Source organism: Streptomyces sp. NBC_00328 (assembly GCF_036139655.1).
In the GTDB taxonomy this organism is placed as follows: domain Bacteria; phylum Actinomycetota; class Actinomycetes; order Streptomycetales; family Streptomycetaceae; genus Streptomyces.
The window spans coordinates 963,003-989,454 of record NZ_CP108013.1; the positions used below are offsets into that span (position 1 = coordinate 963,003).

The 26,452-nt window shown below is 72.0% G+C and carries 27 protein-coding genes and 1 riboswitch; of the genes, 9 read left to right on the forward strand and 18 right to left on the reverse strand.

The features are described from left to right. Positions 1–32: 32 nt before the first annotated feature. Complete coding sequence (locus OG485_RS04055) at positions 33–563, reverse strand: PadR family transcriptional regulator (RefSeq protein WP_328664574.1); 531 nt, start codon at positions 561–563, stop codon at positions 33–35. 178 nt (positions 564–741) lie between these two features. On the opposite strand from OG485_RS04055, the gene OG485_RS04060 reads away from it, so the two are divergent. After that, positions 742–1,059 carry a hypothetical protein gene (locus OG485_RS04060; protein WP_326789838.1) on the forward strand — a complete coding sequence of 106 codons (318 nt, stop codon included), beginning with the start codon at positions 742–744 and terminating at the stop codon, positions 1,057–1,059. 94 nt (positions 1,060–1,153) lie between these two features. Here the strand turns inward: OG485_RS04060 and OG485_RS04065 are convergent, their stop codons facing one another. Further along, on the reverse strand, positions 1,154–2,935 hold the full coding sequence (locus OG485_RS04065; protein WP_328664575.1) for an NlpC/P60 family protein: 1,782 nt from the start codon (positions 2,933–2,935) through the stop codon (positions 1,154–1,156). A gap of 7 nt (positions 2,936–2,942) precedes the next feature. Beyond that, positions 2,943–3,114, reverse strand: a riboswitch (cyclic di-AMP (ydaO/yuaA leader). 501 nt (positions 3,115–3,615) lie between these two features. On the opposite strand from OG485_RS04065, the gene OG485_RS04070 reads away from it, so the two are divergent. Further along, on the forward strand, positions 3,616–3,846 hold the full coding sequence (locus OG485_RS04070; RefSeq protein ID WP_328456447.1) for a hypothetical protein: 231 nt from the start codon (positions 3,616–3,618) through the stop codon (positions 3,844–3,846). Between the two features lie 86 nt (positions 3,847–3,932). On the opposite strand, the gene OG485_RS04075 is transcribed toward OG485_RS04070, so the two are convergent. The 4 genes from OG485_RS04075 to OG485_RS04090 all read right to left on the reverse strand — a co-directional run bounded on the left by OG485_RS04075 (position 3,933) and on the right by OG485_RS04090 (position 6,492). Beyond that, positions 3,933–4,679: an alpha/beta fold hydrolase gene (locus OG485_RS04075; protein ID WP_328664576.1), complete on the reverse strand. Its 747-nt coding sequence runs from the start codon at positions 4,677–4,679 to the stop codon at positions 3,933–3,935. Between the two features lie 130 nt (positions 4,680–4,809). Next, positions 4,810–4,983 carry a hypothetical protein gene (locus tag OG485_RS04080; RefSeq protein WP_328664577.1) on the reverse strand — a complete coding sequence of 58 codons (174 nt, stop codon included), beginning with the start codon at positions 4,981–4,983 and terminating at the stop codon, positions 4,810–4,812. Between the two features lie 176 nt (positions 4,984–5,159). After that, positions 5,160–5,864 carry a beta-glucanase gene (locus tag OG485_RS04085; protein ID WP_328664579.1) on the reverse strand — a complete coding sequence of 235 codons (705 nt, stop codon included), beginning with the start codon at positions 5,862–5,864 and terminating at the stop codon, positions 5,160–5,162. Between the two features lie 253 nt (positions 5,865–6,117). Then, positions 6,118–6,492, reverse strand: coding sequence for a VOC family protein (locus OG485_RS04090; protein ID WP_328664581.1), 375 nt, complete (start codon positions 6,490–6,492; stop codon positions 6,118–6,120). Positions 6,493–6,722: 230 nt separating this feature from the next. On the opposite strand from OG485_RS04090, the gene OG485_RS04095 reads away from it, so the two are divergent. Beyond that, a complete protein-coding gene (locus OG485_RS04095; protein ID WP_328664583.1) occupies positions 6,723–7,316 on the forward strand; it encodes a DinB family protein in 594 nt (197 codons plus the stop codon). A 42-nt stretch (positions 7,317–7,358) separates the two neighbouring features. Here OG485_RS04095 and OG485_RS04100 read toward each other — a convergent pair whose 3' ends face one another. Next, a complete protein-coding gene (locus OG485_RS04100; protein ID WP_328664585.1) occupies positions 7,359–7,922 on the reverse strand; it encodes a 3'-5' exonuclease in 564 nt (187 codons plus the stop codon). 119 nt (positions 7,923–8,041) lie between these two features. Then, a complete protein-coding gene (locus OG485_RS04105; protein WP_328664587.1) occupies positions 8,042–8,497 on the reverse strand; it encodes a MarR family winged helix-turn-helix transcriptional regulator in 456 nt (151 codons plus the stop codon). A 184-nt stretch (positions 8,498–8,681) separates the two neighbouring features. Here OG485_RS04105 and OG485_RS04110 point away from each other — a divergent pair, with 184 nt between their 5' ends. Next, on the forward strand, positions 8,682–10,136 hold the full coding sequence (locus OG485_RS04110) for an MFS transporter (RefSeq protein WP_328664589.1): 1,455 nt from the start codon (positions 8,682–8,684) through the stop codon (positions 10,134–10,136). A 56-nt stretch (positions 10,137–10,192) separates the two neighbouring features. Here OG485_RS04110 and OG485_RS04115 read toward each other — a convergent pair whose 3' ends face one another. Then, the gene (locus OG485_RS04115) at positions 10,193–10,822 is read right to left on the reverse strand and encodes a GNAT family N-acetyltransferase (protein WP_328664591.1); all 630 of its coding nucleotides are present in this window, start codon (positions 10,820–10,822) and stop codon (positions 10,193–10,195) included. Positions 10,823–10,973: 151 nt separating this feature from the next. Here OG485_RS04115 and OG485_RS04120 point away from each other — a divergent pair, with 151 nt between their 5' ends. After that, entirely contained in the window at positions 10,974–13,247 is a 2,274-nt protein-coding gene (locus tag OG485_RS04120) for an FUSC family protein (protein WP_443048650.1), read from the forward strand. Between the two features lie 303 nt (positions 13,248–13,550). Here OG485_RS04120 and OG485_RS04125 read toward each other — a convergent pair whose 3' ends face one another. The 4 genes from OG485_RS04125 to OG485_RS04140 all read right to left on the reverse strand — a co-directional run bounded on the left by OG485_RS04125 (position 13,551) and on the right by OG485_RS04140 (position 18,238). Continuing rightward, entirely contained in the window at positions 13,551–13,991 is a 441-nt protein-coding gene (locus OG485_RS04125; RefSeq protein WP_328664593.1) for an Lrp/AsnC family transcriptional regulator, read from the reverse strand. Between the two features lie 43 nt (positions 13,992–14,034). Next, on the reverse strand, positions 14,035–15,384 hold the full coding sequence (locus tag OG485_RS04130; protein ID WP_328664595.1) for a transaminase: 1,350 nt from the start codon (positions 15,382–15,384) through the stop codon (positions 14,035–14,037). Between the two features lie 350 nt (positions 15,385–15,734). Then, complete coding sequence (locus OG485_RS04135) at positions 15,735–16,814, reverse strand: dipeptidase (RefSeq protein WP_328664597.1); 1,080 nt, start codon at positions 16,812–16,814, stop codon at positions 15,735–15,737. Beyond that, positions 16,811–18,238 carry an amidohydrolase family protein gene (locus OG485_RS04140; RefSeq protein ID WP_328664599.1) on the reverse strand — a complete coding sequence of 476 codons (1,428 nt, stop codon included), beginning with the start codon at positions 18,236–18,238 and terminating at the stop codon, positions 16,811–16,813. Before OG485_RS04140 ends, OG485_RS04135 begins: the two co-directional genes overlap by 4 nt. Before the next feature lie 168 nt (positions 18,239–18,406). Between OG485_RS04140 and OG485_RS04145 the strand changes: the two genes are divergently transcribed. The 4 genes from OG485_RS04145 to OG485_RS04160 all read left to right on the forward strand — a co-directional run bounded on the left by OG485_RS04145 (position 18,407) and on the right by OG485_RS04160 (position 22,714). Beyond that, the gene (locus OG485_RS04145; RefSeq protein WP_328664601.1) at positions 18,407–19,330 is read left to right on the forward strand and encodes an IclR family transcriptional regulator; all 924 of its coding nucleotides are present in this window, start codon (positions 18,407–18,409) and stop codon (positions 19,328–19,330) included. Beyond that, complete coding sequence (locus OG485_RS04150; protein WP_328664602.1) at positions 19,327–20,277, forward strand: ornithine cyclodeaminase family protein; 951 nt, start codon at positions 19,327–19,329, stop codon at positions 20,275–20,277. Before OG485_RS04145 ends, OG485_RS04150 begins: the two co-directional genes overlap by 4 nt. A gap of 216 nt (positions 20,278–20,493) precedes the next feature. Further along, the gene (locus OG485_RS04155; RefSeq protein WP_328664604.1) at positions 20,494–21,381 is read left to right on the forward strand and encodes an oxygenase MpaB family protein; all 888 of its coding nucleotides are present in this window, start codon (positions 20,494–20,496) and stop codon (positions 21,379–21,381) included. A gap of 253 nt (positions 21,382–21,634) precedes the next feature. Further along, positions 21,635–22,714: a MerR family transcriptional regulator gene (locus tag OG485_RS04160; protein ID WP_443048900.1), complete on the forward strand. Its 1,080-nt coding sequence runs from the start codon at positions 21,635–21,637 to the stop codon at positions 22,712–22,714. A gap of 81 nt (positions 22,715–22,795) precedes the next feature. Here the strand turns inward: OG485_RS04160 and OG485_RS04165 are convergent, their stop codons facing one another. From OG485_RS04165 to OG485_RS04185, 5 genes are all read right to left on the reverse strand, one after another. Next, positions 22,796–24,004 (reverse strand): cysteine desulfurase-like protein, encoded by a 1,209-nt coding sequence (locus OG485_RS04165; protein ID WP_328664608.1) that lies wholly within the window; start codon positions 24,002–24,004, stop codon positions 22,796–22,798. Between the two features lie 253 nt (positions 24,005–24,257). Further along, positions 24,258–24,536, reverse strand: coding sequence for a GlsB/YeaQ/YmgE family stress response membrane protein (locus OG485_RS04170; protein ID WP_326789817.1), 279 nt, complete (start codon positions 24,534–24,536; stop codon positions 24,258–24,260). 81 nt (positions 24,537–24,617) lie between these two features. Next, positions 24,618–25,541, reverse strand: coding sequence for a YihY/virulence factor BrkB family protein (locus OG485_RS04175; protein WP_328664611.1), 924 nt, complete (start codon positions 25,539–25,541; stop codon positions 24,618–24,620). Positions 25,542–25,738: 197 nt separating this feature from the next. Continuing rightward, a complete protein-coding gene (locus OG485_RS04180; protein ID WP_328664613.1) occupies positions 25,739–26,104 on the reverse strand; it encodes a PRC-barrel domain-containing protein in 366 nt (121 codons plus the stop codon). 158 nt (positions 26,105–26,262) lie between these two features. Continuing rightward, on the reverse strand, positions 26,263–26,418 hold the full coding sequence (locus tag OG485_RS04185) for a hypothetical protein (protein ID WP_443048651.1): 156 nt from the start codon (positions 26,416–26,418) through the stop codon (positions 26,263–26,265). Positions 26,419–26,452 lie beyond the last annotated feature (34 nt).

A 26,452-nucleotide genomic window follows, 5' to 3' on the forward strand; every position in this document is an offset into this window, starting at 1 on the left:
TATCGAGACGGTAGGGCCGTCCACCGCCGGGGTCAACGGTCTGTCGTGTCCTCGTCCCGGCGCTGCACCCATTGCCAGAAGTCGATCATCATCCGCTCGTACCGGATTCCGAACTCCAGCGCGTCCCGTTGCCCGCCCGTCAGCAATTCCCCGACGGTCTCGGCGAGTTCCTCGTACTCGCCCAGGGTCCGGAGGTGCTCACCGAGCTGTACCGGACCGAGCACGGCGGGCTCGCCACCGAACCACAGCTTGAGGATGCCGCGCTCACGAGCCTCCACCGGGACGAACGCGGGGTCGTCGAGCCAGCCCCGCAGGGCCGCCCTGCCCTGCTCCGTCAGCGTCAGCACCTTGCGGTTGCGGCCGCTCTCCTGCCGCACCTGGGACAGCATCCCGGCGTCGAGGAGACGGTCGCACTGCGCGTACACCTGCGCGTGCGGCACCGACCAGAAGGGGGCGACCGTCCGCGCCGCCTCCCCTTTCACGTCGTACGCGCTGGCCTCGCCCAGCTTGTCGATGATGCCGAGGACGAGATACGAGGCGGTGGTCAACCGAGCGTCAGCCATGGGGCGACCGTATCGCCACACGATCACCGGGCGGCAGGCACCGCCGGGCCCGCTCACCGCACCGCCGGCTCCGCCCGACGCGAAGAAGATCCGGGTGCCCGGCACAATGCGGGGTATACGGGCGATCACACAACCGACCCCACTTCAGGCCCACGCGCCGGCCGCACTAGGAGCTCCTGTGACCACCTACGTCATCACCGTTCCCGGGACGTTCGTCCACGGCCTGTCGGACGCCTCCCGTGCCGACGTGGAGCGCAGGCTTCGCCCCCAGGACCCGCAGAACACGGACCTGGGCGAGAGCGAGGAACTGAGCCTGCTGACCGTCGACGAGGACAACAGGTTCTCCGTCCGGCTCGAGGTCGAGGCGGCGGACCGGAGAAGCGCCGAGGCCGAAGCCGTGCGGCTCGTCTCCGGCGCCCTCCTGGACAGCGGCCTGTCCCCGGACGACGCCCCGCTGGGGCCTGCCGCCGTCACGGGGATCGACAGCGAGTTCTGACGGCGCGCCGCCGCGCCCGTGCTCGCGGACGACGGCACTTCACGAGCGGCCGGTGCACCCCGAACGGCGGTACGCCCCTGAGCCGGGCCGCAGGTCAGACCGGACGTACGACGCTGTGGACGGCCGCCTGTCCGGCGTATTCGACCGACTCCTCGGTGATCCGTGCTCCGGGACTCGGAGCGTGGACCATCATGCCGTCACCCACGTAGAGGCCGACGTGACTCACATTGGCGTGGAAGAAGACCAGGTCACCCGGCTGCATGGCACCGAGGGCGACCGCCGGGCCGACCTGTGCCTGATCCTGCGTCGCACGGGGGAGCATGACCCCGGCGCTCTTCCAGGACGCCTGCGTGAGCCCGGAGGGGTCGTACGAACCGGGTCCGGACGCTCCCCACACGCAGGGTCTGCCGATCTGGGCGCGGGCGAAGGCGACCGCCTCCGCGGCCCTGCTGTCGGGTCCGACGACCGGCGGGGCGGCGGGCGCGACGAGACTGTCGATACTGAACCCGGGGTTCGTGTCGACGGCTCCGGGAGCGGCGGGCCAGGCCTGCTGCTGGCCGGCCGGCCGCAGCGACTGCCGCCAGGCGTCGTCGGCCGGCGGGGGCGGCGGCTGGTTCGCCGGAGGCGCGGGGGCCGGCTGATACGCGACGGGACCCGGTGCCGGCTCGTACACCGGAGGCTGAGGCACCGGCTCGCTCACCGGGGGCATCGGAGCCGGCTGGTACGAGCTGGGAGGGGCCGCCGTCTCGTACGCGAGGGGCAGGAGCACCGACGTGTACTCGGAGGGCGGGGGCGGCGGCTCGTACCCGAGGGGCAGGAGGACCGACTTGTACTCGCCGGTCGGAGGCGCCGCCTCGTACGCCCGGGGCATGGAGCCCGTGTCGAAGACCGTGGGCATGGGCGCCGGCTGGGGTGCCGCGGGCTGGGGCGTGGGCTCGTACGGGGCGGGCTGGGGCGCCGGCTGGAACACGGGTGTCTGACCGACCGACGGGAACGTGCCGGTCGGGCCGGCTGCCGGGAACGACCCCGTCTGACCGACCGACGGAAACGAACCGGTCTGACCGACCGACGGAAACGAACCGGTCTGACCGACCGACGGGAAGGAACCCGTCTGACCAACCGACGGGAAGGAACCCGTCTGACCAACCGACGGGAAGGACGGGAGCCGGGGTTCCTCCACCGGCCGGTACTCGATCGCCGGGGCCTGCGCGACGGGCATGCTCTGCCGTGCCGCGTTCCGTGCCATCAGCTCCTGTGCGGCGGCGAGCTTGCGCCGGGCGGTCTGCTTCTTGACGTGCGGCGAGGACTTCTGTGGGGCGGCCTCCGGAGCGGACCCCGCGGGAAGCGCCGCACGGCCCACGGCCTCGGCTCCCGGCGCCGGGGCGCGACCGGCCGTCGTCCCGGCCACCGGACCCGCGGTCAGCTCCAGGACGGGGCGCGCGGCCGGCTCCGAAGCCGGGCCGGCGGTCAGCTCGCGCATCGGTGCCGCTGTCAACTCGGCGACGGGCCGGACGATCTGCTCCAGCTGATACACCGTCGGAAGTTCCCCCGCGGACCCCTTGGGGCCTTTCGCGCCCTCCCTCGGACGGGCACTCTCGCCGCCGCGCTCCGGCTGCCTGTCGGCCGGAAGGGTGGCCGGAGCCGAGGGTCCGTACCGGGAGCGTGCCCCGTCGTACAACTGCCGCATCAGGTCTTCCTGGGCGGGATCGGAACCCCCGCCCCCCTGACCGGAGCCCCGTCGGCCCGGCCTGCGGGTGGAGTTCGCCGAGGCGCGGGTCCCGTTGAATTTACCGGTGGCGAGCTCCGCCTGGTCGTAGAGGGACGAGAGCCGTCGGGCGACTTCTTCGCCGCTGGGCGGGGTGCGTTCCGGCGCCATGGAGTGGTGCTCCTTCCGTCGTCCGCCTACCGGGTTAGCTGTCGGGTTCGGGCGGACGATTCCGGAAGGTATGCCCTACGGCCCCTACCCCGTAAGGCAGTTGGCCGATTCACCCCAAGTTCGGTGGGTCCCCGGCTCCAGCTGCCACGAGGACAGGCAGGATTCGGCGGAGGCCGCGCCGCCCGGCGAGCTTCGCCGGAGGGAGTCGGGCGGCCCGGTCGCCAACTTAGCCATGTTGTGCACCCGATGTGAAGATCCACGTCCCAGATGTCCGATACATTTTCGTGACCTTCATCGCATCACCTCGCAGCGCGACGGTGAGGACACGGGCCGTGCTCGAAAAAGCCGCTGAGCAAGGATGTTGGGCGCTCGGGGCCCGATGACCGTCCCGGCCCCACCCCGAACCCCCCGCCCGGCCGGACCGCCCCGCTCCACCCCGACGGCCGGCCGACCGCACGGGGCCGGGTCGTCCAGGTCCGCCGGTCACCCGCCCAGCCGCCCCGGATGTGTCGAAAGCGTGCACAGAACTGACGTTCCCTGGCATGTCGTTCGACATCGACGGCACCCATCGGTCACACCTTGATCAGTTCTGGCCGAGCTGGCCGGATGACCACTGCGGCCACGTGCCGGCCGTACCGTCGAGGCACGTCAGACCACGAGAGCGAGTCGAGGATCCCCACGTGCACGATGCGCCGATCTATGCCCAACTGATCTCCGAACGCGGCGACATACCGACGCTCGTGCGAAGCGAGGCCCGTCGGCTGCAACGCGACTTCGAGTGGATCCTCAGCTGGGATCCGTCGACGGGCGCCCCGCTTCCCGCGTCCACCGCACGGCCGTCGTCCGGCGCCCGACGCCCCTTCTCCCCCACCCCGGACCCCGACGACCGGCTCGACACACGCGGCCCCTGACGGCCGGCCGAACGCGACCGGAGGCCGAGGACGGGCCGGACACATCTGGCGGCAACGACCGCCGAACGCCAACCGGTGACCGGCTGCTAGAGGACGCCGGGTTCGCCACCCGGCCGTTCGGCGGGGAGCGGGTCGAGCCCAGCGCCGATCCGGGTCACCAGATCGGCGACCGTCGCACCGGTGGCTCTGTGCCAGGTCCCCGCGCGCCGGAGCATGGCGTGGTCACCGCCCTCGACCCGCACGGCGTTCGCGGAGGATCCCGCCTCCGCGGCCCGGCGGACGAGGGCGAACGACTCCGCGGGGTCGGTGACCCGGTCCCGGTCGCCGTGCAGCACGATCACGCGTTTGCCCCGGAGGTGGGCCACCGGCTCACCCTCCGGGCACCAAGGCGCCAGCGCCACCACGGCCCGGACCTGGGGCACGGCCGCGGCCCGCAGGGCCGCGCGCCCGCCCATCGAATGGCCCACGAGCACGACCGGCACCTCCCCCACCAGAGCGGCGAGTTCATCCAGTGCCCGCAGAACGTCGGCGACGGGGTCGGCGTCCACGCCGTTCCACCCCCGGTAGCGGTAGCGCACCTGCCCGACGAACGCGTTCCCGTCCGGCAGGGCCCGCGTCACGGAGCGCACGAACGGCCGCATCCGGGCGCGTGCCACATTCCACGGCCGCAACGGGTCCTTGCTGTCGACGGTTCCACCGTGAAGGATCAGTACGGCGGCACGCGCGGGACCCGCGTCCGGGCGGACGACGTGACACGGACGCAGCGCCACGGGGGCGCCGCTCGCCCGGGACCGGGACACATCATCGGCGGACATCCGCGCAGAGCCTCGCATGACACCTCTCCACCTCGCGACGTTCCCGCACGCCTCGCACTGGACCGGGAGGAGGGATCATCTCACCGGCCACCGGTCGCCGACCACCTACCACCCGTAGCCGACCAAGCCGTGGGCTCAGTTCGTGGGCTCAGCCCGTGTCCTCGGGCCGCGCGCGGTAACCGTCGCGCCACTCCTGGTAGAAGCGCCAGAGGCGTGCCGCCTGTGGGCAGCGTCCCGACTCCCGTCGGCACCTGCGGCAGTCGCCGACGTGACTGATGTAGGCGGTCTCGGGGGCGTCCCGCCCCGGCTCCGGATTCGGCATGGCCCTCGGCACCTGTCGGTGCGACGCGCACCGGCGCGGCGTCGCTTCTGATGCCGTGCTTCCGCGCCGAGGGGCTCGGCGGATGCACCTGCCGAGGATTCCCGTGCCCGGCCCGCGGATCCCAGTGGCCGGCGGGCGGCTTCCGTGCTCCCGCCGACGGCCGCCCGGTTCCCGTCTCAGTCCACGAGGTCGGCGCCGTACTCCTCCGTCGCGGGAAAGGGCCTGCCGACCCGGGATCTGCGGACTGTCAGCCGGGCCACCTCGAAGTCCATCTCGGAGGCTTCGGGAGGCGGCGGCGGGTGGTAACGCCCGGCGCATACGGACAGGTTGACGATGAGATAGGCGTGCCAGGATCTGCCCACTCCGCGCCGGTCGTCGAAGACCTGGATCCCGTTCACCCACCACGCGACCCGCTGGGCGCCGAACTCGACCATGAGGTCGACCCAGGCACCCGGCCGAATGGCGGGGTTCCGGTAGTAACGGTGGGTGTTGCGTACATGGTTGGACAGTTCCAGCAGGTCCGGGTTGTCGGGGTGGTACTCGAAGACGTCGATCTCCTGACCGCCGTCCCGCCATGTCCAGACGGCCGGCCAGGCCCCGGTCACCGTCGGCAGCTTGACCCGTGTCTCCAGCACGTCCCCCGTACGGACCATGAACCCGTCCGCGCTGCCCTCGGTGGTGAGGAGGCCCGCGTCCCAGTCACCGTCCGGGCGTCGCGTGGCCAGGAAGCGGCCCGTCCGGCAGTAGGCGGGGTCGGTCACCAGATGGTCGAGTTTCCCGTCGTCCGGATTGACCGGACCGCCGTCGGGATAGGCCCAGGAATGGCCCGCGACCCATTGCCGAGGCGAGGCGAAATCCGCCGTGAAGACGACATCGGACACGCGGCACTCCTCGATGACGGCGTTGCGCGTACCTCCAGGTTCTCCCCAAGCACCGGACATCCACGCCCTGTTCGCGACAACCCGCCACAAAACAACCCATCGGGGTGAACCAGTCGTACTCCGGCGCACCCTGTCTTCGGCCTGCCGCGCCTCGCACCACCGCTCGCACCCCCGCACCCGCCCGCACGGCGCCCGGTTCGGCCGGCTGCCTGGTCGGGCGCCGCATCCCGCGCACCCGACCAGGCTCCGCCGGCTACAGGTAGGGGCGGGTGATCAACTCGATGGCATGGCCTGCCGGGTCCTTGAAGTACACGCCCCGGCCGCCGTGTTCGTTGTTGATCTCGCCCGAGCGCCGCATCTGGGGATCGGCCCAGTGCTCGACGCCGTCGTCACAGAGCCGCCGGTAGGCCCGGTCGAACAGCTCGTCGTCGATCAGGAACGCGTAGTGCTGCATCTGGATGTCCACCGGTGGCTCGGCGAACTGCAACAGCACGCCGTCCGTCAGCTGGATGTTGGTGAAGAGACCCCAGGACGGCGCTTCCGGCAGTTCCAGCAGCTCCCGGAAGAAGCGTGCCGACTCGTGGCGGTCCTTGGCTGCGATGATGGTGTGATTGAAGGTGACTGTCATTCGACTGACCTCAGTAGTGCTCGACACGGAAAAAGGACTCGCGGTGCACAAGCACTGGGAGGTCCACGTGCCGGACTGAGACGGTGCCTTCGGCGCACCCACTGGGCGATCAGCCCTCCGCCGGATTGCCGATCCGTGTGTGGCTTGACGCCGGTCCGGTGTTCACGTCGGTGACGCTACTTGATCCGGTCGACCACTACAACGCCCCCGGGCCCGGCAGACTGAACGCCATGACTTCACCCGACCTCAAGGCCGACCTGCACCGCTATCTGCAGTCGGCTCGCGACGCCTTGATCTGGAAGCTCGAGGGTCTCTCGGAATACGACATCCGCCGCCCCTTCACCCCTACCGGGACCAACCTGCTCGGTCTGGTGAAACACGTGGCCACGATGGAACTGGGTTACCTCGGCGACACCTTCGGACGGCCGTCCGGTGAGCCGCTCCCCTGGCTGGAGCACGCCCACGAGACGAACGGGGACATGTGGGCCACCGCGGACGAGACACGCGAGTTCGTCGTGGGGCTCTACCGCCGGGCATGGGCTCACGCGGACGCGACGATCGACGCGCTGCCACTGGAGACGACCGGCACGGTGCCGTGGTGGCCCGCCGGGAAGAACGAGGTGACGTTGCATCACGCGGTCGTTCGCGTGCTCGCCGACACCCAGCGGCACGCCGGGCACGCCGACATCATCCGCGAACTCCTGGACGGCGCAGCCGGGATGAACGAGGACAACGACAGCCTGATGCCGGGTGACTCGGCGTGGTGGGAGGACTATCGGGCGCGGCTGGAGCAGGCGGCCCGGGACGCCGACAAGAGCGGCTGACACCGGGGGCGGATCCGCCGGGCCGGCCGGGCGCCGAGGGCGTCACGCACCCGGCCAGGCCCCGCGCCCCGCCAGGTCGAGAACGAGTGCGGCGATGTTCCACGCATCGTCCTCGCCCCGGTGATGCCGCCCCTCCAGGGGCAGTTCGGCCAGGCGGAGGGCCTGCGCCATCCCCGGCCGCTTCCGCAGCCCGCGAGCGGCGGTGAAGACCGCCTTGGCGTTGGCGTGCCGGTGACCGAAGGGGTACGGAGTCTCCGTGGCGGCGCACTGACGCGTGAACTGATGACGGTCGTAGTCGCCCCAACTCGCCCACGGCCGCTCCCCCGTACGATGCCGCGCGGCCAACTCGCGGCAGGCCTCGGCGAATTCGACCCCCTGCTCGACCTCGTCCGGTGTCAGCCCGGTGAGCTCGGTGCAGAAGGCGCTGACCGTCGACCGCGCGGGCCTCACCAGAAGCCGGTGCTTCTCCAGCCGGACGCCTTCGTCCAGGTCGACGACCGTCAGGCCGATCTCGATGATCTCGCTCACCGCTCCGGGCGGAGGCGCGCCCTCCCAGCAGGTCGCTTCGACATCGACGACGTTCAGCAGTCCCCCGGAACTTTTCATGTGGGCGAGCCTAGAAGGCGGCACGCCACCGCGTCGCCCGGTTTTCCGCCCCGCCCCGCCTGTCAGCGGGAGACCTCGCCGCCAGGAGAAGTCAGAAGCGGCGGCAGTCGGACCTCAGCTCACGGACGCGGCCAGGGACGTCCGCCGATGCGCTCGATGTCCGTGTTGAAACGCCGCAAGTAGGAGGCGAACGCGGCGATGTCATCCTCCGGCCAGTCGGCCATGACGAGGTCCAGCGCGTCGATGAGCCCATGCCGCTCCTGGTCCAGGAGCCGCGCCCCTTCGTCGGTGATGCGGAACTTGCGGGCCATGCCCCCGTCGGGGTCGGGGATGCGCTCGACGAGCCCGGCACGCAGCGCCGCCGCGGTCTGCCGGTTGAGGGTGGAGGCGTCGAGCCCGAAGGCGTCGCTCAACTCACCGATCGTCATCGGCCCCTGGATGCGGATCCGGCTGAGCAGGATGTACGCGCTGCGCTCCAGGACGCCGTCCTTGGTGCGGCCGCCTCTGTGGTTCATCCATCCGTGGCGGCTGAGCAGCATCTGCTCGTACTCGACCTCGTGTGTGGGCCTGACCATCCGCCTGCCGCCTCCCGGTGTCACCTGAGCCGCGCGTCCCGCGCACATCGGTGCGGCCCGGCTTCATGGTCCCACACCCCCATGCACGGCCCACATCACATGCATGAACCACATCACATGCGCGATACATAAGACATGTACGATGCACATCTCTTGCCCCGCAGACAGACCCGAGGAGTCCCTCATGGACGCCCCCCAGCCTTCCGCCCGAGCGGGCGGCGTGGTCGCCACGCTCGCCCTCGCCGGCACCGTGGCGGCGATCATGCAGACGCTGGTCACCCCGCTGATCGCCGAACTGCCCCAGATCCTGCACACCACGCCCGCGAACTCCGCCTGGGTCATCACCGTCACCCTGCTGGTCGCGGCCGTCTGCGTCCCGGTCTCCGGCCGGCTGGGCGACCTCGTCGGCAAGCGGCGGATGCTGCTCGCCTGCTCCCTCCCGCTCATGGCGGGCTCGGTCGTGTGCGCGCTCTCCTCGTCCGTCGTCCCGATGATCGTCGGACGAGGCCTCCAGGGGATGGGCATGGGCATCGTGCCGCTCGGCATCGCCCTGCTGCGCGACGTGGTGCCGGCGGAGAAGCTGAGCTCCTCCATCGCGCTGGTCAGCGCCTCCATGGGCATCGGCGGCGGCCTCGGCCTGCCCATCGCCGCCGCGGTCGCCCAGTACACGAACTGGCGCGTCCTCTTCTGGGGCTCCGCCGTGCTGGCCCTGGCGATCGGAACGCTGATCTGGTTCCTCATCCCGGACGTGCCGGCCAGCGCCAAGGGTCAGCGCTTCGACGTCCTCGGCGCGCTCGGACTCGGCGCCGGCCTGGTCTGCCTGCTCCTCGGCGTCTCCAAGGGCGCCGACTGGGGCTGGGGTTCCGCGACGACGCTCGGGCTGTTCGTCGCCGCCGTCGTGGTCCTGGTCGCCTGGGGCGCCTGGGAGATGCGCGCCAAGGACCCGCTGGTCGACCTGCGCACCACCGCCCGCCCCCGGGTCCTGCTCACCAACGTCGCCTCGATCTTCGTCGGCTTCAGCATGTACGCGAGCATGCTGATCATCCCGCAGCTGCTCCAGTTCCCCGAGGCCACCGGCTACGGCCTGGGCCAGTCGATGCTCGCGGCGGGCCTGTGGATGGCACCCGGCGGCATCATGATGATGATCGTCTCCCCGCTCGGCGGGAAGCTGACGGACGCCCGCGGCCCGAAGTTCACGCTGATCTGCGGAGTTCTCGTAGTCGCCCTCGGCTACGGGCTGTCGCTGGTCCTCATGGGCTCGGCCTGGGGTCTCATGCTGACCCTCATGGTCACCAGCAGCGGTATCGGCCTCGCCTACGGATCGATGCCGGCCCTGATCATGAGCTCGGTCCCGCTCTCCGAGACCGCCGCGGCCAACGGCTTCAACACGCTGATGCGCTCGCTGGGCACCTCGGTCGGCTCGGCCGTCGTCGGCGTCACCCTCGCCCAGATGACGACCAGCGCGGGCGGCTACACCTTCACCTCCGAGGACGGTTTCCGCACCGGACTCATCGTCGGCGGATGTGTCGCCCTGGTGGCCGCGGCCATCGCCGCCCTGATTCCGGCCGTCCGCGCCACCGCCGGAGACGACGAGGCCGGCCTCACGGCCACGCCGGAAGCGGCCACTGCCACCCGCTGAGGTTCACGCACCGCCCGCACCGGTTCCGACGGCTCCGTCCGCCGGAACCGGTGCGTTCACGTTTCCGCCACCGCCGTCGGCCTTCCCAGGTAGGTGAGGGGCCCTGGGTCGTCGACGGGAATCTCGTGGAAGCCGAGACGGTCGTAGAACGCCCTGGCCGGTTTGTTCGCGGTGACCATGCCCAGATGGACCGCCCGTACCCCGCGGTCGTGCAGCGCGGCGAGGAAGGTGTTCATCAGCGCTCTGCCGTGGCCGCGCCGCTGGAAGTCCGGCAGCAGGTCGATGTGCAGGTGCGCCGGATAGGCGGCGAGTTCGGGCAGGATCATGCGCTCGGGGGTGTGCAGCAGCCCGACCATCACCTCGCTGGGTGTGCGCGGCGGCGTCGTGGGCTCGGGATAGCGGTGCGCGACCCGAGGGATCCATGTGCCGCGGAACCGGGCGGCGAAGTCCGCCGTGTCTCCGGTGCCGACCACATAGCCGACCGCCCGGCCGCTCCCGTCGTCGAGGACGAAGGCCAGGCCCGGCTCCAGATGGCAGTAGGGCGCCGCGAAGAGCGCCGGCATCAGCTCCTCGTCGGGATACAGGGCTCGCGAATCCCCGCCGAGGTCCGCGGTGCTCACGCACACCTCCGCGACGGCGGCGCGGTCGGCGGGCCGGTAGGGGCGAATGGTCGGCACTGGGTTCATGGGTGCATCCTCCCTCGCATGGGAGCGCTCCCACAAGAGGCCGCTCGCACCCTCCGCGAGGCGGGCGCCCGGGCACCATCCGGCGCAGAACGCCGCAAGGTGCCATGCTGAAGTACCGGATCATGACCTGGGAGCAGGGAACGACGGCAGCGTGAGGACAGTGACTCGGCCGAACCGAGTGGCGATCTGGAACCGGTTCGTGGCATCCGACCCGGGCCTGCTGCGGCTCATGGCCGGGCTGCGGACCGTCGGCGCGATCGCCCTCACCCTCGCCGTCCTCGGCCTGATGGGCTCCGGTCCCAGCCGCATGGTGACCGGAGCCATGACCGCCATGGTCGCCACGTTCTCCATCAAGGAGAAGCACCGCGGCGAACAGGCCGTCACGCTGGCGCTCGGCCTGCCCGTGGCGGTCATGGCGATGTCGCTGGGCGCGCTGCTGCGCGGTCATTCGGTCGCGAGCGACGCGTGCTTCCTCGCCCTGATCTTCGCCGCGGTCTACTGCCGCCGGTACGGAGACCGCGGTACGGCGCTCGGGCTGATCGCCTTCCAGGTCTACTTCCTGTCCCTGTTCGGCGGAGCGACCTACGCCTCCCTTCCCGAACTCTGGGCGACACTGGCCATCGGCTTCGCCTGCAGTGCCCTGGTGCGCTTCGGCGTGATCGCCGAGTCGACCGAGCGGGTCCTGGGACGGCTGCGCAAGGCGTTCCGGGCTCGCGTGGCCCAGTTGGTGTCCGTCCAGATCGACCTTCTCGACGCCGGTCAGGACGAGGTCGAGAAGGCCCTGGACGACGTACGGCTGCACACCGCGCGGCTGCACGAGAGCGCGATGATGATCCAGGACCGTCTGGACGAGGGAACCGCCGACGGCGCGAGCGCCTCGCTGCTCCAGCGGCGGGTCGCCGAGGCCGAGATCGCCGCGGAACGGCTCGGGATCCTCATCCTCACCGCGCGCAGCGCCGAACAGGCCGACACGCTCGCCCTGCACCTGCCGCACGCGCCGCTGCCCGCGGCTGGAGACCGGCTCCGGAAGCAGGACGACACCATCGAGACGCTGCACCGCGACCTCGAAGCACTGCAGGTACTCGTCGTGGGCCCGGTCTCGAGTGAGCGCGGCGCCGGCGTGGCCCAGCTGCGCAACCGACTGCTCGGCTACCGGGACGAGCAGAATCTGCCGCACGCCCCGGCCGCCGTGCAGGACGTCTTCCGCGGCATCGGAGAGGCGGCCCGCGCCGCCCTCGGGCTGCGGATGGCGCTCGACGGACCCCAGGACGAGACCGACGACTCCCCCGAGACGAAACGTTCCCGCGAAGAGCTGGACGCCGAGGACGCCTCCATCGCCGCCGAGGAGGGCGAGGAGGACGAGCCGCACCCCACGGGACTTGACCGGCCGACGACCCGGGCGGCGGTACAGGTCTCGGTCGGGTCGACCCTGGCCATCGTCGGCGGGGAACTGCTCTCCCCGCAACGGTGGTACTGGGCGGTGCTGACGTGCTGGGTCGTCTTCCTGAACACCTCCTCGACCGGGGAGATCCTGGTGAAGGGCTATCGCCGGCTGCTGGGGACGGTCCTCGGCGTGGTCGCGGGTGTCGTTCTGGCAGGGATGGTGGGTGGCCACACCTGGACCGCGTTCACCCTGGTCCTGCTGTTCATCTTCGCCATGTACTTCACCGCCCCCGTGTCGTACGTCCTGATGTCCTTCTTCGTGACGGCGATGCTGGGGCTGCTGTACACGGTGCTCAACACCTACAGTCCGGCAGTGCTCGTCCTGCGGATCGAGGAGACGGCGCTCGGCGCGATCTGCGGGATGGTCGCGGCCATCGTGGTCCTTCCGGTGCAGACCGACCGCCGTACGGACGAGCTCCTCGCCGCCGTGCTCGTCCGGCTCGGGGACGTCAGCGGTGCGGCGGTGGAGCAGCTCAGCGGCGGTATCGCCCTCGATCTGCTGGGCAAGGCCCGCGAGCTGGACGTGGCCCTGGACAAACTGCGGGCCTCCACCAAACCGCTGACCCACCCCATCACGCCGTGGCGGGCCCGTCGTCAGACCGCCCGCTACATCGTCGCCCTGCTGGAGACGTGCGCCTATCACGCGCGGTCCCTCGCCGCGACGGCCGAACTCCTCCCGTACAGCAGGTCGGTCGCCGCGGATCCCCGGCTCAAACTGGCGGGCCGCCGGATCGGCCACAACATCGACGTCCTCGTCGCCCGGGTGGCCGCGGACGCCGGGGACGGTGTCGCGGAGACCGGGGCGAGCCTCGCCGCCATGCTGGAGTTGGACACGCCGGACTCCCCCCGGCACGACCGCGTCACAGGCCGCGTCCTGCGCCATCTGCAGCGTCTCGACGAAGGCGTGATCGGTCTGGCCCGCCCGCTGGGGGTGCGGATCTCGACGCCCGGCAAGAAGCCGGCCCGGAGCGCGGCACGCTAGTGCCGCGGCAGGCAACGTTTGCCCGTCAAGGAGCGGCGTCATGGGGGTCCCCCCTGCTCGAGCGAAGCCGAGAGCTTGGGGGAGCGTGCTCTCGGCGTGCCGGCCGGAAGTCCTCGTACTGGACGTACTTGGGCTTGTGCCCGGTGCGGCGAGTGGGGGTCCCCCCTGCTCGAAGAGCTTGGGGGAGCGTGCCGGGAGTCGCGACGGGGCGAACGTTGCCTGCCGCGGCACTAGCCGCGCCGGGGAGGCGTCGTACCGCGGCGACGGTTCGGCTGTCGCACGGTGGCCGCCGAAGGGGGCGGCTCAGCCCACGTTCCAGAGGAAGCGGTGCGTGTGGATCCCGAAGTAGGGGAACGACTGCACCTGCCGGACGCCCTCGATCTGCCGTACGACGTCGTTGACGAAATCCAGCAGATCACGCGGTCCGGGGCAGACGACCTCGGCGAACAGATCGAAGCCGCCCGAGGTCAGCACCTGGTAGACGACCTCGGCCCGTTCGGCCAGCGCGTCGGCGACCGCTCGGGGATCGCCGTCCACGGCGATGCCGAGCAGGGCCATCGCCTGTCCACCCATGCCCATCGGGTCGGTGACGCCGACGACCTGGACCGCCTGCGAGTCGAGCAGGCGTTGCAGGCGCTGGCGGGCCGCCGACGCGGACAGCCCGACCTTGGGGCCGAGTTCGGCATAGGCGATACGGCCGTCGATCTGCAGTTCGCGCAGGATGGCCCGGTCGATCTCGTCCACGCTGTTCCTCTCCGGCCGGCCCGGTCCAAGGTTAACGGGCCGTTCAGCCGGCCAGTTCGGCCAGGGCGGCGGCGAAGACCTCGGTGTGCCGGTCCACGTCCTCCTCGGTGGTCGCCGGACACATGAGCGCCATGTTGTGGAACGGGGTCAGCAGGATGCCCCGGTTGGCGAGGTACAGGTGGAGGAAGTCCTCCAGCTCGGTGTCCGCCGCCGCGGCCGATTCCGTTCCGGTGCGCGGCGCGGGATCGGCGAACCGGTATTCCGTACGGGCTCCGAGCCGGCTCACCGACCACGGCAGGCCCCAGGTGCCGATCCCCGCCCGCACACCCGCCTCGAAGCGTTCGGAGAGCTTCGCCATCGTGTCGAACGCGGCGTCGGTGAGGACGTGTTCCAGGGTCGCGCGCGTCGCCGCGGTGGAGAGGGCGTTCCCGGCGAGGGTGCCGCCGACACCGCCCATGTCGACCAGGTCCAGATCGGCGCGGCCGAGCAGCTTGTCGGCGAGCTCGGCCGAGAGCCCGTACGCGCCGGCCGGGATCCCTCCGCCGATCGCCTTGCCGATCGTGAGCATGTCCGGCTCCAGGCCCCAGGCGGCGGTGCAGCCACCGGGGCCGGCGGAGAAGGTGTGCGTCTCGTCGTTGATGAGGAGGCTTCCGTAGCGGCGCGTCAGGGCACGGACGCCCTCCAGGTAGCCCGGCTCGGGCAGCACGATGCCGATGTTGGTGAGCGCGGGCTCCATGAGGACGGCGGCGACGTCGCCGTGCGCGAGCTCGCGCTCCAGCTGCTCCAGGTCGTTGAACTCCGCGACGCGGCTGGTGAGGGTGACGTCGCAGGGGGCGCCGACGTTTCCGGGGCGGGCGGTGCCGTGTCCGTCCGGGCCGACGACGATCAGCGACTCGTCGACGCTGCCGTGGTAGCTGTAGCTGTTCACCAGGATCTTCGGGCGGCCGGTGACCGCCCGTGCCAGGCGGATGGACCAGCGGTTGGCGTCGGTCGCGGTGAGCGAGAAGCTCCAGCGCGCGAGACCGAAGCGGCGGGTCAGTTCGGCGCCCACCCATTCCGCGTCCTCGGTGGGCAGCATCGCGGTCGCGCCGCCGCTCTCGGCGAACCGCGTCCGCACCGCCTCGGCGACCACCTCGGGTGAGTGACCGGCCATCGCGCCCGTGTCACCAAGACAGAAGTCGATGTACTCGTGCCCGTCGATGTCGGTGACGCGGGCGCCGCGCGCGCTGTCCAGATAGCGCGGGAAGGCCCCGGCGGTCTTGTTCATCCAGGTCATCGGCACCCTGCCGAACAGGTGCTCGGCACGCTCGTACGCGGCCCTGGACCGCGGGTTACGACGCTCCGCCTCGGCGCTCTCCCGGGCCAGGAGCTGGTGCAGGCGTGTGCGGTCCATCAAGGGCTCCTCTGTCGGTGAACCCGGTCGACGAGCTCGGTCGACGACACGTTCGGCGAGCGGATTCGGCCAGCGTACGAACGTATGCGGCGCGGAAGCAAGCCAAAACGCTCGATTCAGTTGCACAAACAACTGATTCGACCGCCGCGCTCGTCATGACGCTCGATCCGGCGGCCGCGGGGGCGGGCGTGCCGGCCGGGGCCCGCTCGTACGGGTGAGGGTGACGGGACTCCCGGCATTCGGATGACCGGACGGCCGGACGGCCCGACGGCCTGACGGCCGGGAACGGGGCCGCGGGCGGATCCGATCCGACCGCCCGCCACCCCACTCCGCCCGGGTGCCGGAGCCGGCTACCGGGCGGCCTCCGGGGCCCACACCCGGTCCGCGTAGTCCAGGAAGTTCCTGCCGAGGATCTTCTCGATGCGCTCCGAGGTGTAGCCGCGCTGTTCCAGAAGACGGACGAGCTCCCGGAACTGGTCCACTCCGCGCAGGTCGAGCACGAAGGGAAGCGTGTCGTCGCGCTCCCCCGCCGCCCCGACACCCGCCGAGCGCCGCAGGGCCACATGCCCGGCGAGATGCGAGCGGTACGCGTCGAGGTCGTCGATGGACGTCACGGTCCCGTCGGTGCCGATACCGACGGCGTCCTCGCCGCACACGTTGACCGCGTGGACGATGTGCTCCACGACGTCGGCGGCCGTCGCGTGGCCGGACACGTTCAGGAAGGGCATGAAGTAGATGCCCACGAAGCCGCCGCGCGAGGCCACCAGGCGCAGTTCCTCGTCCGTCTTGTTGCGGGGGAGGTCGGCGAGCGCGCGGCAGCCGGTGTGGTTGATCGACACGGGAAGCCGCGCCGTCTTGGCTGCTTCCAGACAGGTGCGCTCGCCGCTGTGGGAGAGGTCGACCATCAGGTGGTGCTCGTCGAGGGCCTCGACGACACTCCGGCCGAAGTCGGTCAGGCCCCGGTTCTCCGGCGCCATGGAGCCGTCGCCGATGTGATTGGCCTGGTTGTACGTGAGCTGGACGACCCGGACACCGAGATCGGCGAACGTGGCGATGCGCCCGGTGTCCTCGCCGACCGCGACGGCGTTCTGGAAGCCGTAGATGACGCCGATCCTGCCCTCCTCCCTGGCCCGGCGGATGTCCGCGGCCGTGCGGACCTTGAGGAGGTCGGCCGCGTTGTCCCGGATGATCCCGTCCCAGACGGCGATCTCGTGGAGCGTGTGCTCGTAGGGCGGCAGATCGCCCATCGTGTAGCCGAGGGTGATGTTGACGGCGGTGAGGCCGGAGGCGTGGGCGTCTGCCAACGTACGGGCGTCGACGGTCATCTGCTCGCTGGAGGGGTTGAGCTGCGCGGCGGCCTCGGCCGACTGGGGAGCGTTCGGATTGTCGAGCTGCCCGAGCGCGTTGATGATCATGGGAAGGTCGGTCATCGGGTCTCCTCGACAGCGTGGGTCGACTCGGCGGGGCGGCTCGCGTCGACGGGGTGGGTCGCGGCGGGCTCCTCGGACCCGGGGCCCTGAGCGCCCTCGGGCCGCCCGGCGCCGGGGGCGGTGCCGTCGAAGTCCCGGCGCTCGAAGCGTCGGCCGCGCTTGACGGTCAGCGTGACGCTGCGCAGATGCGCGATGTCCCGCAGCGGATCGTCCTCCAGGACGACGAAGTTGGCGAGCTTGCCCGCTTCGACACTGCCCATGATGTCCTCGGCCCCGGCGCTCCGGGCACCGATCAGCGTGGCCGAGCGCAGCACCTGCGCGGGTGACATCCCGCAGCGCCGCACGAGGAACTCCAGCTCCTCGTAGAGGGCGGGGAAGGGGTCCCCGGGGTCGGTCTCGTAGTCCGTGCCGGTCGCGATCTCCACACCGGCCCGGTGGGCCTGGGCGGTGAGCACGGCGGCGAGTTCGGTGTTGGCCGCCGCCCGCGCCGCGTCCTCGGGACCCTCGCCCGCGAGAGCCTCGCTCGCCCACATGCCCGCGGTCGCGTCGAGGACCGTGCCCCGCCGCCTCATCAGGGCGAACAGTTCCTCGACGCGGGGGTCGTCACCGGCGGCGAACCGCTCGTAGTCGACCTTGGGCTTGGTCTTGTAGCTGGTCAGCGGTTCGTCCGTGCCCTCGAAGGCGAGCAGGGTGACGTGGGAGACGCTGTCGGCGCCGGCCGCGACGACCTGGCCGGGCGAGGCCGGGAAGACGGTCGCGTGGGCCCAGACGGGGATGCCCTGGCGGCGCGCCTCCTCGGTGACGGCGGCGACGGTCGCGTGGTCGAGATCCGCGTACACCTTGATCGCGGAGGCATGGGTCCCGCGCGCCAGGGCGACGGCGATCCGCAGGTCGGTGTCCTTCGTGATCGCCTGCATCCACGGAACGGCACCGGGCGTCTCGCCCTGGGACACCTGGTGGGTGCGCGGGTCGTCGAAGAAGCCGGGTCCCGCCATCAGAGCGGCATAGCGGATGTCGGGACCGGGGATCTCGCCGACGAGCGTCGCCCTCGCCAGGTCACCGACCTGGCGCAGGTCGTCCGCCATGTCACGGATGGCCGTGACCCCGCTGTGGACGAGCCGGCGCAGCACCGCCTCGGCGACGGGCCGGTCCGGCGGCGTCGCGATGTGCTGGTGGGCGTCGATCAGACCGGGGACGACGAAACGTCCGTCGAGGTCGAAGACCTGTGCCTCGGCGGGCAGGGTCCCGGCGATCACGGCATCGTCCCCGACGGCACGGATGACCGGACCGTCGATCACGATCGACGTCGAGGTCCGGACCGGACCACCGGTTCCGTCGAACAGTGTCGCGCCGCGGTAGACCGCGACGGCTCCCTTCACCGCGGGCGCGTGCGGGGCCGGTACGTCCGAAGTCTCGTCCGTCATCTTCACCTCAGTAGTAGCTCTTACCGGAGCGACTCCGTCCGGTGCGGCTCCGTCCGGACCGGGGACGCTTGAAAGATCTTGTTACGCTCTAAGTAACATGCGTATCGTCTCTCGCAACATGCGCTACCGTACGCTCGCGTCTCACGTCGTCACAAGGAGGGGCCGGAATTGCCCGCAGCACCCCGCACCGCGGTGGACAAGGCCCTGGACCTGGTCGAGGCCGTGGCCCGTGCGTCCCAGCCTCCGCGTCTCGTCGACCTCGCCGAGGAGGTCGGGCTGCATCGCGCGACCGCCTACCGCGTGCTCGTCGACCTGGTCCGGCGTGGCTGGGTGCTGCGCGCCGGCGACCGCTATCTGCCCGGCACGGCAGTCCTGCAACTGTCGTCCTCGGCGGCCCGGAACTCGCTCGGCGCCCTCGCCCGGCCGGTTCTCGCGGCGCTGTCCGAGCGCACCGGCATGATGGTCAACCTTCAGGTGCCCGAGGTCGACCGGTCCCGCGTGATCGACGTCGTACGACCCGACCGTCTGGCGATGATCAGCAGTCTGACCGGCCAGGCACTACCCGTTCACCGGTTCGCCGGCCCGCTCGCCCTGGTCGCCGCCCTCTCCCCCGCCGACCGGGTCCCCTATCTGCGCGCCGCGGAGGAGTCCGGGTATCCGCTGGAGGGACCCGACGGGCTGCTGGCCGACATCGAGGACGCCGAACGCACCGGATTCGCCGTCGAGTACGGCCGCAACGAGCAGCCGGTCGCCTCGCTCGCCCGCGCCGTGGTCACGCGTCCGGGCGCCCCCGTCTGCGCCCTCACCCTGGTCGGGCTGGGCCCCGACTTCGGCGAGGCCCGGCTTCCCGGTCTGCGGGAGCGACTGCGCGAGGCGACGGAGGAACTGGCACGGATCCTCTCCGGCCCCGGAACCTCCGAAGTCACCGAAGCCACCGAAGCCACCGAAGCCACCGGAGCCACCGGAGCCACCGGAGCCACCGGCCAAGCGTCGCCCCTGCTCTCGTCCCCGTCCCGGACCACGTCCGGCCCCCTCTCCCCCTCCCCCAACGCCTCCCCGTCCCCGTCCCCGTCCACCGAAGGCCCGGCATGAGCGAGATCCTCTTCCTCGACGGGGCGCAGACGCGCGCCGCACTCGATCCGCGGCGCGTCCTGGACGCCGTGGCCACGGCCCTCGTCGCCATCGGCCGCGACGAGGTCTCCGTACCGCCGCGGATCGCCGCGCACACCCCGCACGGCCTGCTCGGCGCGATGCCCGGCCATGTGCCCGGTCTCGGGCTCGCGGCCAAGCTGGTCTCGGTGTTCGCCGACCCGGCACGGCCGGGTCGCAGCAGCCACCGGGGGATCGTCGCGCTGTTCGACGAGACCGACGGCCGTCCGCTGGCCCTGATGGACGCGGAGCCTCTCACCGAGATCCGTACCGCGGCGACGGCCACACTGAGCGCCCGCGCGCTGGCCCGTCCGGACGCCGGGCGGGTCGCCGTCATCGGGACGGGTGCGCAGGCGCGCGCCCAGATCGCGCTGCTCGCGGCCGTGGATCCCGAGACCCCGGTCTCCGTCGCGGGCCGCGATCCCGGGCGCGCCGGGAGCGCCGCCGCGCTCCACCCCGCCGGGAGCGTGGCGGAGCGCATCGAGGACGCGGTACGCGGGGCCGGCACGGTGTTCTGCTGCACCGGCGCCGTCCTCCCGGTGATCCGTCGCGCATGGCTCGCCCCCGGCACCCACATCAGCTCGGTAGGCGGCTCCCACGGGCCCGAACTGGACGCCGACACGGTCCGGGACGCCACCCTCTTCGCCGAATGGCACGGCGCCGCCACGACCCGGCCCCCCTCCGGCGCCCACGAGTTGCAGGACCTTCCGCCCGAGCGGCGACTGACGCTCCTCGGCTCGGTCCTCGGCGGCGAACACCCCGGGCGGCGCGACGAGGACGAACTCACGCTGTTCAAGTCGACCGGCCACGCCGCCCTGGACGTCGCGGCCGCCCATGTCGCCGACGCCGTCGCCCGCGCCGAGGCGTGGGGCACCCGTATCGCCCTGTGAGGCGGCGCCCGGTGAGTGTCGGTCCCGCTCGGCGGCGCCGGCATCACCCGGTGACCGATGGGCCCCGTGGACTTTCCTCCCCCGGTTCGGCCATGCTGAAGGGTGTTTCCGCCGGTCCGCGGGCGACCCCGGACGCCACGGCCGCAGTCCCGGACAGGCCGGTCCGGAACAGGCCGCGGGCGCGACGGAGCACGACGCGGAGGAGGCCGGTGCCCCATGAGAGTGACCGGAGCGGACGGCGGCGGAGTGCGGGAACGACTGGGCAGTGCCCTGTTCACCCGGGTCGCGGGCCCGGACGGACCGAAGAACCGCGCCCGTATCCACGGCACGCCCGGACCCCGCTGGTTCGGCCCGGACCGACCCATCCGTACCGTGCACGGGGACGCGTCGATGTTCATCGGCGGCCTCTCCGCGCTGCTGCTCCAGTCGCTGCATCCGCTCGCCATGGCCGCCGTCTCCGCGCACTCGGGCTTCCGCGGGGACCCTTGGGGAAGACTCCAGCGCACCAGCACCTTCCTCGCGGTGACGACCTACGGCACGGCCGAGAGCGCCCAGGACGCCTGCGACCGGGTACGGGCGGTCCATGAGCGGGTGCGCGGTGTGACCTCGGAGGGCACGCCGTATCACGCGGCGGATCCCCACCTCCTCGGCTGGGTCCACGTCGCGGAGATCGACAGCTTCCTGCGCGCGCACCAGCGGTACGGCTCGCGGCCGCTCTCCGGGGCCGACTGCGACGCCTACGTGGCGGACACGGCCCGCGTCGCCTCCGCGCTGGGCGTCCTGGACCCGCCCACGAACCGTGCCGAGCTCGCGGACCGGCTGAACGCGTACCGCGGCGAGGTGCGCGCGACGCCACAGGCCCGCGATGCCGCGCGTTTCCTCCTGCTGGACCCGCCGGTGCCGCTCGTGGCCCGCCTGCCGTACGGGGTGCTCGCCGCGAACGCGGTGTCCCTGCTGCCCGCTTGGGCCGCCGCCGAACTCCGGCTGCCCCGGCTGCCGTTGGTGGACAGCGTGTGCGTACGTCCGCTCGGCAGCGCCTTCACCTCGGCGGTCCGCTGGGCGATGGCACCGCAGCGCGCGCGAACCGTCCAGGCGGTCACCTGAGCAGTGCCCGCGAGCCCCGGCCCGCCCCATCGGGGCCGGCCGGGTGCGGGAGGGGTGTGTTCGCCGCATCCGGGGGGCCGCCCCGCGCCGAAGCAGGGGTGAGCCCGGCGGCCGGCCGGGTCCTGGACGGCTCGGGAATCGAGGCGAGGCCCGTCATGATCCGCTGCCGCCGTGCACCGGGCCCCTCCACCCGTGGGTGGGGCACCTCCGCCGGAGCGCCGTCCACCGTCCTCCTGGGAGCCGCTCCGTGGAACTGAGCGCCGACGACGAGCCGGAGACCACGGGGGCGGGAGTGACGACGGGTTTCCTGGCGCGCAGGCTCGGGGTGTCGCCCACGACGTTGCGCTCCTGGGACCGGCGGTACGGTCTCGGGCCCGCGGTGCGGGCGGACGGCCGCCACCGCCGCTGGTCGCCCGACGACGTGGCCATGGTCCAGGAGATGTGCCGCCTGACCGCCGCCGGCTTGCCCCCCGCCGAAGCCGCCCGCGCGGCCAAGGAGTCGGCTCGCGGCCGTGTCGCCGCGTCACCGGCCCTCGCCGCCCGGGCACGGACCACCGCCCGTACGCGGACCGGTGTCCGGATCCCGGAGGGGTCGTCGACGACGGCTCCGGACCCGGGGACAACGGGATCGCCGACGGGCACCGGGCTGCCGTCGACGGACGTGGCCCAGGAGGTCCGGGGTCTCGCGCGTGCCGCCGTCCGGCTGGACGCCCACGCCGTCCAGGAGCGGCTTGCGACGACGGTCCGTACGCACGGCCTGGCCAGGGCCTGGGAGGACGTGATGGTGCCCGCCCTGCGGGCCGTGGGCCGCAAATGGGAGTCGTCGGGAGACCGTTATGTCGAGGTCGAGCACCTTCTGACCTGGCACGTCTCCGCCACCCTGCGCCACGCCTACGTGTCCGCGGCGGGGCACGGACCGCCCGCCGCGGTGTCGCCCGTCCTGCTGGCCTGCACTCCGGGCGAACAGCACACCCTGCCCCTGGAGGCCCTCGACGCGGCGCTCGCGGAACGGCGTGTACCCGCCGTGGCCCTCGGCGGATCCGTCCCGCCCGAGTCACTCATGGCGGCGGTGCAACGCGTCGGTCCCCCGGCGGTCGTCCTGTGGTCCCAGTCGTGGTCGACGGCGAACCTGCCGCTCGCCCGGCACCTCGCCGCCACACGCTGGGGAGTACGGGGAGCACGAACCCGGAGCCGGATCCTGTTGTGCGGGCCGGGCTGGGACACACAGCCCGGCCCCGGACTCCTGCGTCCGCGTCAACTCGCCGAGACGCTCCGCCTGCTCACCGCCCCGGACGACCGGGCAACGGGTCCGACGACGCCGATGCGCTCCTGACCGGCCGGCCTCGCGTTCGTCCGCGGGCCGGCCCGGCTCGCCCCGGCACCGGGCCCGCGACGGGGGAGACCGACCCCGCGCCTACGACCGCAGGAAGGCCGCCAGACCCTCCAGCAGCCGGTCGACGTCGTCCTCGTCGTTGTACGGCGAGAGCCCGACCCGCAGGCCCCCGGTGTCCCCGAGTCCGAGGTGCCGGGACGCCTCCAGCGCGTAGAACGATCCGGCGGGTGCGTGCACACCGCGGTCCGCCAGGTACACGGAGGCTTCCGCCGCCTCCCGGCCGTCGAACGTCAGCAGCAGGGTGGGCGTACGACGGGCCGCGCGGGAGCGGACCGTGACACCGGGCAGTTCGGCGAGGCCCGCCTCCAGCCGTCCACGCAGCGCTTCCTCGTGCCGCTCGATCGCCGCGAAGGCCGAGCGCAGACGGTCTCGCCTCCCGCCCGTCGTGTCGCCCGAGAGGCCGGCGAGGACATCGATCGCGGCGGTGGTACCGGCGAGCAACTCGTAAGGCAGCGTCCCGAGTTCGAACCGCTCGGGAACCGTGTCGGTGGACGGCAGCAGTTTGTCGGGGCGCAGTTGCTCCAGCAGTTGCGGGGACGCGGCCAGGACACCGTGGTGCGGGCCGAGGAACTTGTAGGGCGAGCACACGAAGAAGTCGGCGCCGAGCCGCGCGAGATCCACGAAGGCGTGCGCCGCGTAGTGCACCCCGTCGACGTGGAGCAGCGCCCGTGGGTACCGGTGGACCAGGCGGGCGATCTCCGCGACGTCGGGCACGGTCCCCGTCAGGTTCGAGGCGGCGGTGACCGCGACCAGCCGGGTGCGTTCGGTCAGCAGGGCGCCCACCGCGGAGGACGGGAGTTCACCCGTCTCCGGGTCGAAGTCCGCCCAGCGCACCTGGGCGCCGGCCCGTTCGGCCGCCTGGACCCAGGGCCGGATGTTCGCGTCGTGGTCGAGACGGCTGACGACGACCTCGTCACCGGGAGCCCAGTCCTTCGCGAGCGCCCGGGCGACGTCGTACGTGAGCTGGGTGGCGCTGCGGCCGAAGACGACTCCGGACGGATCACCTCCCACCAGGTCGGCCACCGCCTGCCGGAACCCCTGGACGAGGTTCTCCGCGTTCACCTCTCCCGGCGTCAGGCGCCCCCGGATCGACAGCGGGCCGGTGAGCGCGTCCGCGATCGCGCCGGCCACCCGGGCCGGGGTCTGTGTGCCGCCCGGTCCGTCGAAGTGCGCGACACCGGACAGCAGGGCGGGGATCTCGGCGCGCAGCGCGCCGACGTCGTACGTCACTCGGGCTCCTCACTGGCTGCGGCGCGGCCCGCACCGGGCGGCCCGGAACGGGGTCCGGCCGTCGAAAGCCCGTGACGGGGCGGGCCCGCGCGTTCTCCGGTGATCATGGCAGGAGGCCCGCCGCGGTGGGAAGGCGGCGCGGCGCCCCGGGCGCGCCCCGAGGAGGTGACGTACGGCCTGGGGCCGGCAACCGGGAACTCCGGTGCCGGCCCCAGGCCGTATGTCATGACGCGTCGAACGGGGCAGGGCCCGTTCAGGCGTGGCGGTGTGACCGGCTGTTGCCCGTCAGCACCCGGTACAGAACCAGGAGGATCAGCGATCCCGCGATGGCGGCGATCCAGGTCGACAGGTCGAAGAACCCGTCGATCGAGTCGACGCCGAAGACGACCTTGCCCAGCCAGCCGCCCAGCAGACCGCCCGCCACCCCGATCAGCATGGTGATGATGATCCCGCCCGGGTCCTTGCCCGGCAGGAGCAGCTTGGCGATGGCACCGGCAAGCAACCCGATCAGAATCCAAGCGATGATGCCCACAGTTCCTCCATCGTCCGTCCGTACAAGATGTGGCTTCCTCAGTCCGTGTGCGCCGTCCTGACCGGAACAAACCTGTGAACCTCAGACTGTCGCCCGGTGCCTCGCCGCCGCGGCCTTGTCGAGTTCGGCCGTGAACTGCGCGCCGGCCAGCAGCGCGAGGTTGGACAGCCACAGCCACACGAGGAAGACGACAGGGCCCGCGAGGGACCCGTAGAGCCGGCTGTAGGCGCCGAGGACGGAGGCGTACAGGGCGAATCCGGCCGACACGGCCAGCCAGAGGACGGCGGCCAGGACGCCGCCGGGCAGGCTGTGCCGGCGCCGGCGGGCGGGCGGCGGCCCGGTGTGGAACACGACGAGGACCAGCAGGGCCACCAGACACGTCAACAGGGGCCAGCGGAGCAGGTTCCACGCCACGGCCACCTGGCCGTCGACCCCCACGACACGGCCGGCGGCCTCGGCCAGGGGGCCGGTCAGCAGCAGGACGAGCGCGCTGACGACGAGCAGTCCGAGAAGCGCCAGCGCGGTCAGCACGAGCCGGTGCGCGGTGCGCCAGACCGAACGGTGGTCCGCCGCGTCGTGCATGCTGTGCAGAGCCCTGCGAAACACCGCGAGGTAGCTCGACGCCGACCACAGCGCGCTGGCCGCACCGGTGACCAGCAGCGTCCAGGCGGCGGACCGCTGCCGCAGCATCTCCCCCAGCGCCTGGTGCAGTTCGGCCCCCGACTGCGCGGGCGCGTACGCCGTGACGTGCGCGATGAGCTGTTCGGCGGTGTCCGGGCTGATCAGGCCGAAGGCGATGACCATCACCAGCAGGGCCGGGAGCACCGCGAGGATCGCGTAGTACGTCAGCGCCGCCGCCCAGTCGGACACGTCGTCGTTCCACATCGAGACCGGGGTGCGGCGCAGCGCCGGCCACCAGAAGGCGGGCAGCCGCGGCCCGTACCGGCGGAGCCGTGCCGGGCGGACCGCCTCGATGACACTGCCTGGCCCCGGCTCAGCGGACATGCCCGGTCCCCGGGAACCGCGTGACACCTCGTGTGTTCATCCCTCACCTCTCCGCGCCGGTCCGGCCGGCGTTCCGGACCCCGTGTCCGGCGGAGTCGGTCGAGGCTCTCCTTCCACGCGCGGGTCCCTCTACGCCTGCTCACCTCGCCCGCGGCGGCCGGCCGCGCGCGCGGCGCCGTGTGTCACGGCGCGAGGGCTCATGCGGGCTGCCTCGGCGGGAGGCTTCGGTAGTAGGTCCCGACGCTGGACAGGTACGCGGGGTCCATGGTCTCGCGGTCGGTCTTGAACACCGGCGCCGATTTGATCTCCTCGCGCGTGCACGCGACGGTGATCTTCTGGGACTCCGTGTCGATGCCGGCGACGACACCCACGGGCACCAGCACACTCTTGCCGAACACCCAGACACCGGTGTCGACGACGATGTGCCGCATCCCCGATTCGTCTGCCTGCCGGTCGACATGTCCTATCGTCCCGTCGGTCGCCTCGACGCTGTAACCGGACAGTTCGTTGGCTTCGGGGTGGTTGAACTCCGGTGCGTACGACCAGATTTCGTCGATCGTCATGTCTTCCTCCGTCAGCTCGCGGGTTCGCCGATGCGCCCCCGCGCCGTCTCACAGGGCTGCCAATACCCCGCTATGCGGCGGGCATTCGATGAATCGGGCGTGCTGACGCGCGGGCTCGGTGCCGTGCGCCCGAGTGCGTGACCGGGGCGTGCGCCGTGTCAGCCGGTCCCGGGACTCCGCGCCCCGCCGCTCTCGTCGCGGGGTGCGGTGAGGTGCTCCAGCGTTCCCGTGATCTCCAGCAGCCGGTCCAGGCCGCGGGGCCGCTGATCGAGACCCAGGCGCACACCCGCGGCGTCCGTACGGCGACGGATCATCAGCAGGGCGGTCAGGATGTCCGCGGTCCGCAGG

What these genes read in the sequence shown, in the direction of transcription:
- OG485_RS04065 (WP_328664575.1), bottom strand. Translation starts at nt 2,935, where the DNA reads ATGGCGCCGGAACGCACCCCGCCCAGCGGCGAAGAAGTCGCCCGACGG.
- OG485_RS04055 (WP_328664574.1), bottom strand. Translation starts at nt 563, where the DNA reads ATGGCTGACGCTCGGTTGACCACCGCCTCGTATCTCGTCCTCGGCATC.
- OG485_RS04135 (WP_328664597.1), bottom strand. Translation starts at nt 16,814, where the DNA reads ATGACCGACCTTCCCATGATCATCAACGCGCTCGGGCAGCTCGACAAT.
- OG485_RS04090 (WP_328664581.1), bottom strand. Translation starts at nt 6,492, where the DNA reads ATGACAGTCACCTTCAATCACACCATCATCGCAGCCAAGGACCGCCAC.
- OG485_RS04175 (WP_328664611.1), bottom strand. Translation starts at nt 25,541, where the DNA reads ATGTCCGCTGAGCCGGGGCCAGGCAGTGTCATCGAGGCGGTCCGCCCG.
- OG485_RS04185 (WP_443048651.1), bottom strand. Translation starts at nt 26,418, where the DNA reads ATGATCCGTCGCCGTACGGACGCCGCGGGTGTGCGCCTGGGTCTCGAT.
- OG485_RS04075 (WP_328664576.1), bottom strand. Translation starts at nt 4,679, where the DNA reads ATGCGAGGCTCTGCGCGGATGTCCGCCGATGATGTGTCCCGGTCCCGG.
- OG485_RS04115 (WP_328664591.1), bottom strand. Translation starts at nt 10,822, where the DNA reads ATGAACCCAGTGCCGACCATTCGCCCCTACCGGCCCGCCGACCGCGCC.
- OG485_RS04140 (WP_328664599.1), bottom strand. Translation starts at nt 18,238, where the DNA reads ATGACGGACGAGACTTCGGACGTACCGGCCCCGCACGCGCCCGCGGTG.
- OG485_RS04100 (WP_328664585.1), bottom strand. Translation starts at nt 7,922, where the DNA reads ATGAAAAGTTCCGGGGGACTGCTGAACGTCGTCGATGTCGAAGCGACC.
- OG485_RS04130 (WP_328664595.1), bottom strand. Translation starts at nt 15,384, where the DNA reads ATGGACCGCACACGCCTGCACCAGCTCCTGGCCCGGGAGAGCGCCGAG.
- OG485_RS04150 (WP_328664602.1), top strand. Translation starts at nt 19,327, where the DNA reads ATGAGCGAGATCCTCTTCCTCGACGGGGCGCAGACGCGCGCCGCACTC.
- OG485_RS04080 (WP_328664577.1), bottom strand. Translation starts at nt 4,983, where the DNA reads ATGCCGAATCCGGAGCCGGGGCGGGACGCCCCCGAGACCGCCTACATC.
- OG485_RS04180 (WP_328664613.1), bottom strand. Translation starts at nt 26,104, where the DNA reads ATGACGATCGACGAAATCTGGTCGTACGCACCGGAGTTCAACCACCCC.
- OG485_RS04155 (WP_328664604.1), top strand. Translation starts at nt 20,494, where the DNA reads ATGAGAGTGACCGGAGCGGACGGCGGCGGAGTGCGGGAACGACTGGGC.
- OG485_RS04110 (WP_328664589.1), top strand. Translation starts at nt 8,682, where the DNA reads ATGGACGCCCCCCAGCCTTCCGCCCGAGCGGGCGGCGTGGTCGCCACG.
- OG485_RS04095 (WP_328664583.1), top strand. Translation starts at nt 6,723, where the DNA reads ATGACTTCACCCGACCTCAAGGCCGACCTGCACCGCTATCTGCAGTCG.
- OG485_RS04105 (WP_328664587.1), bottom strand. Translation starts at nt 8,497, where the DNA reads ATGGTCAGGCCCACACACGAGGTCGAGTACGAGCAGATGCTGCTCAGC.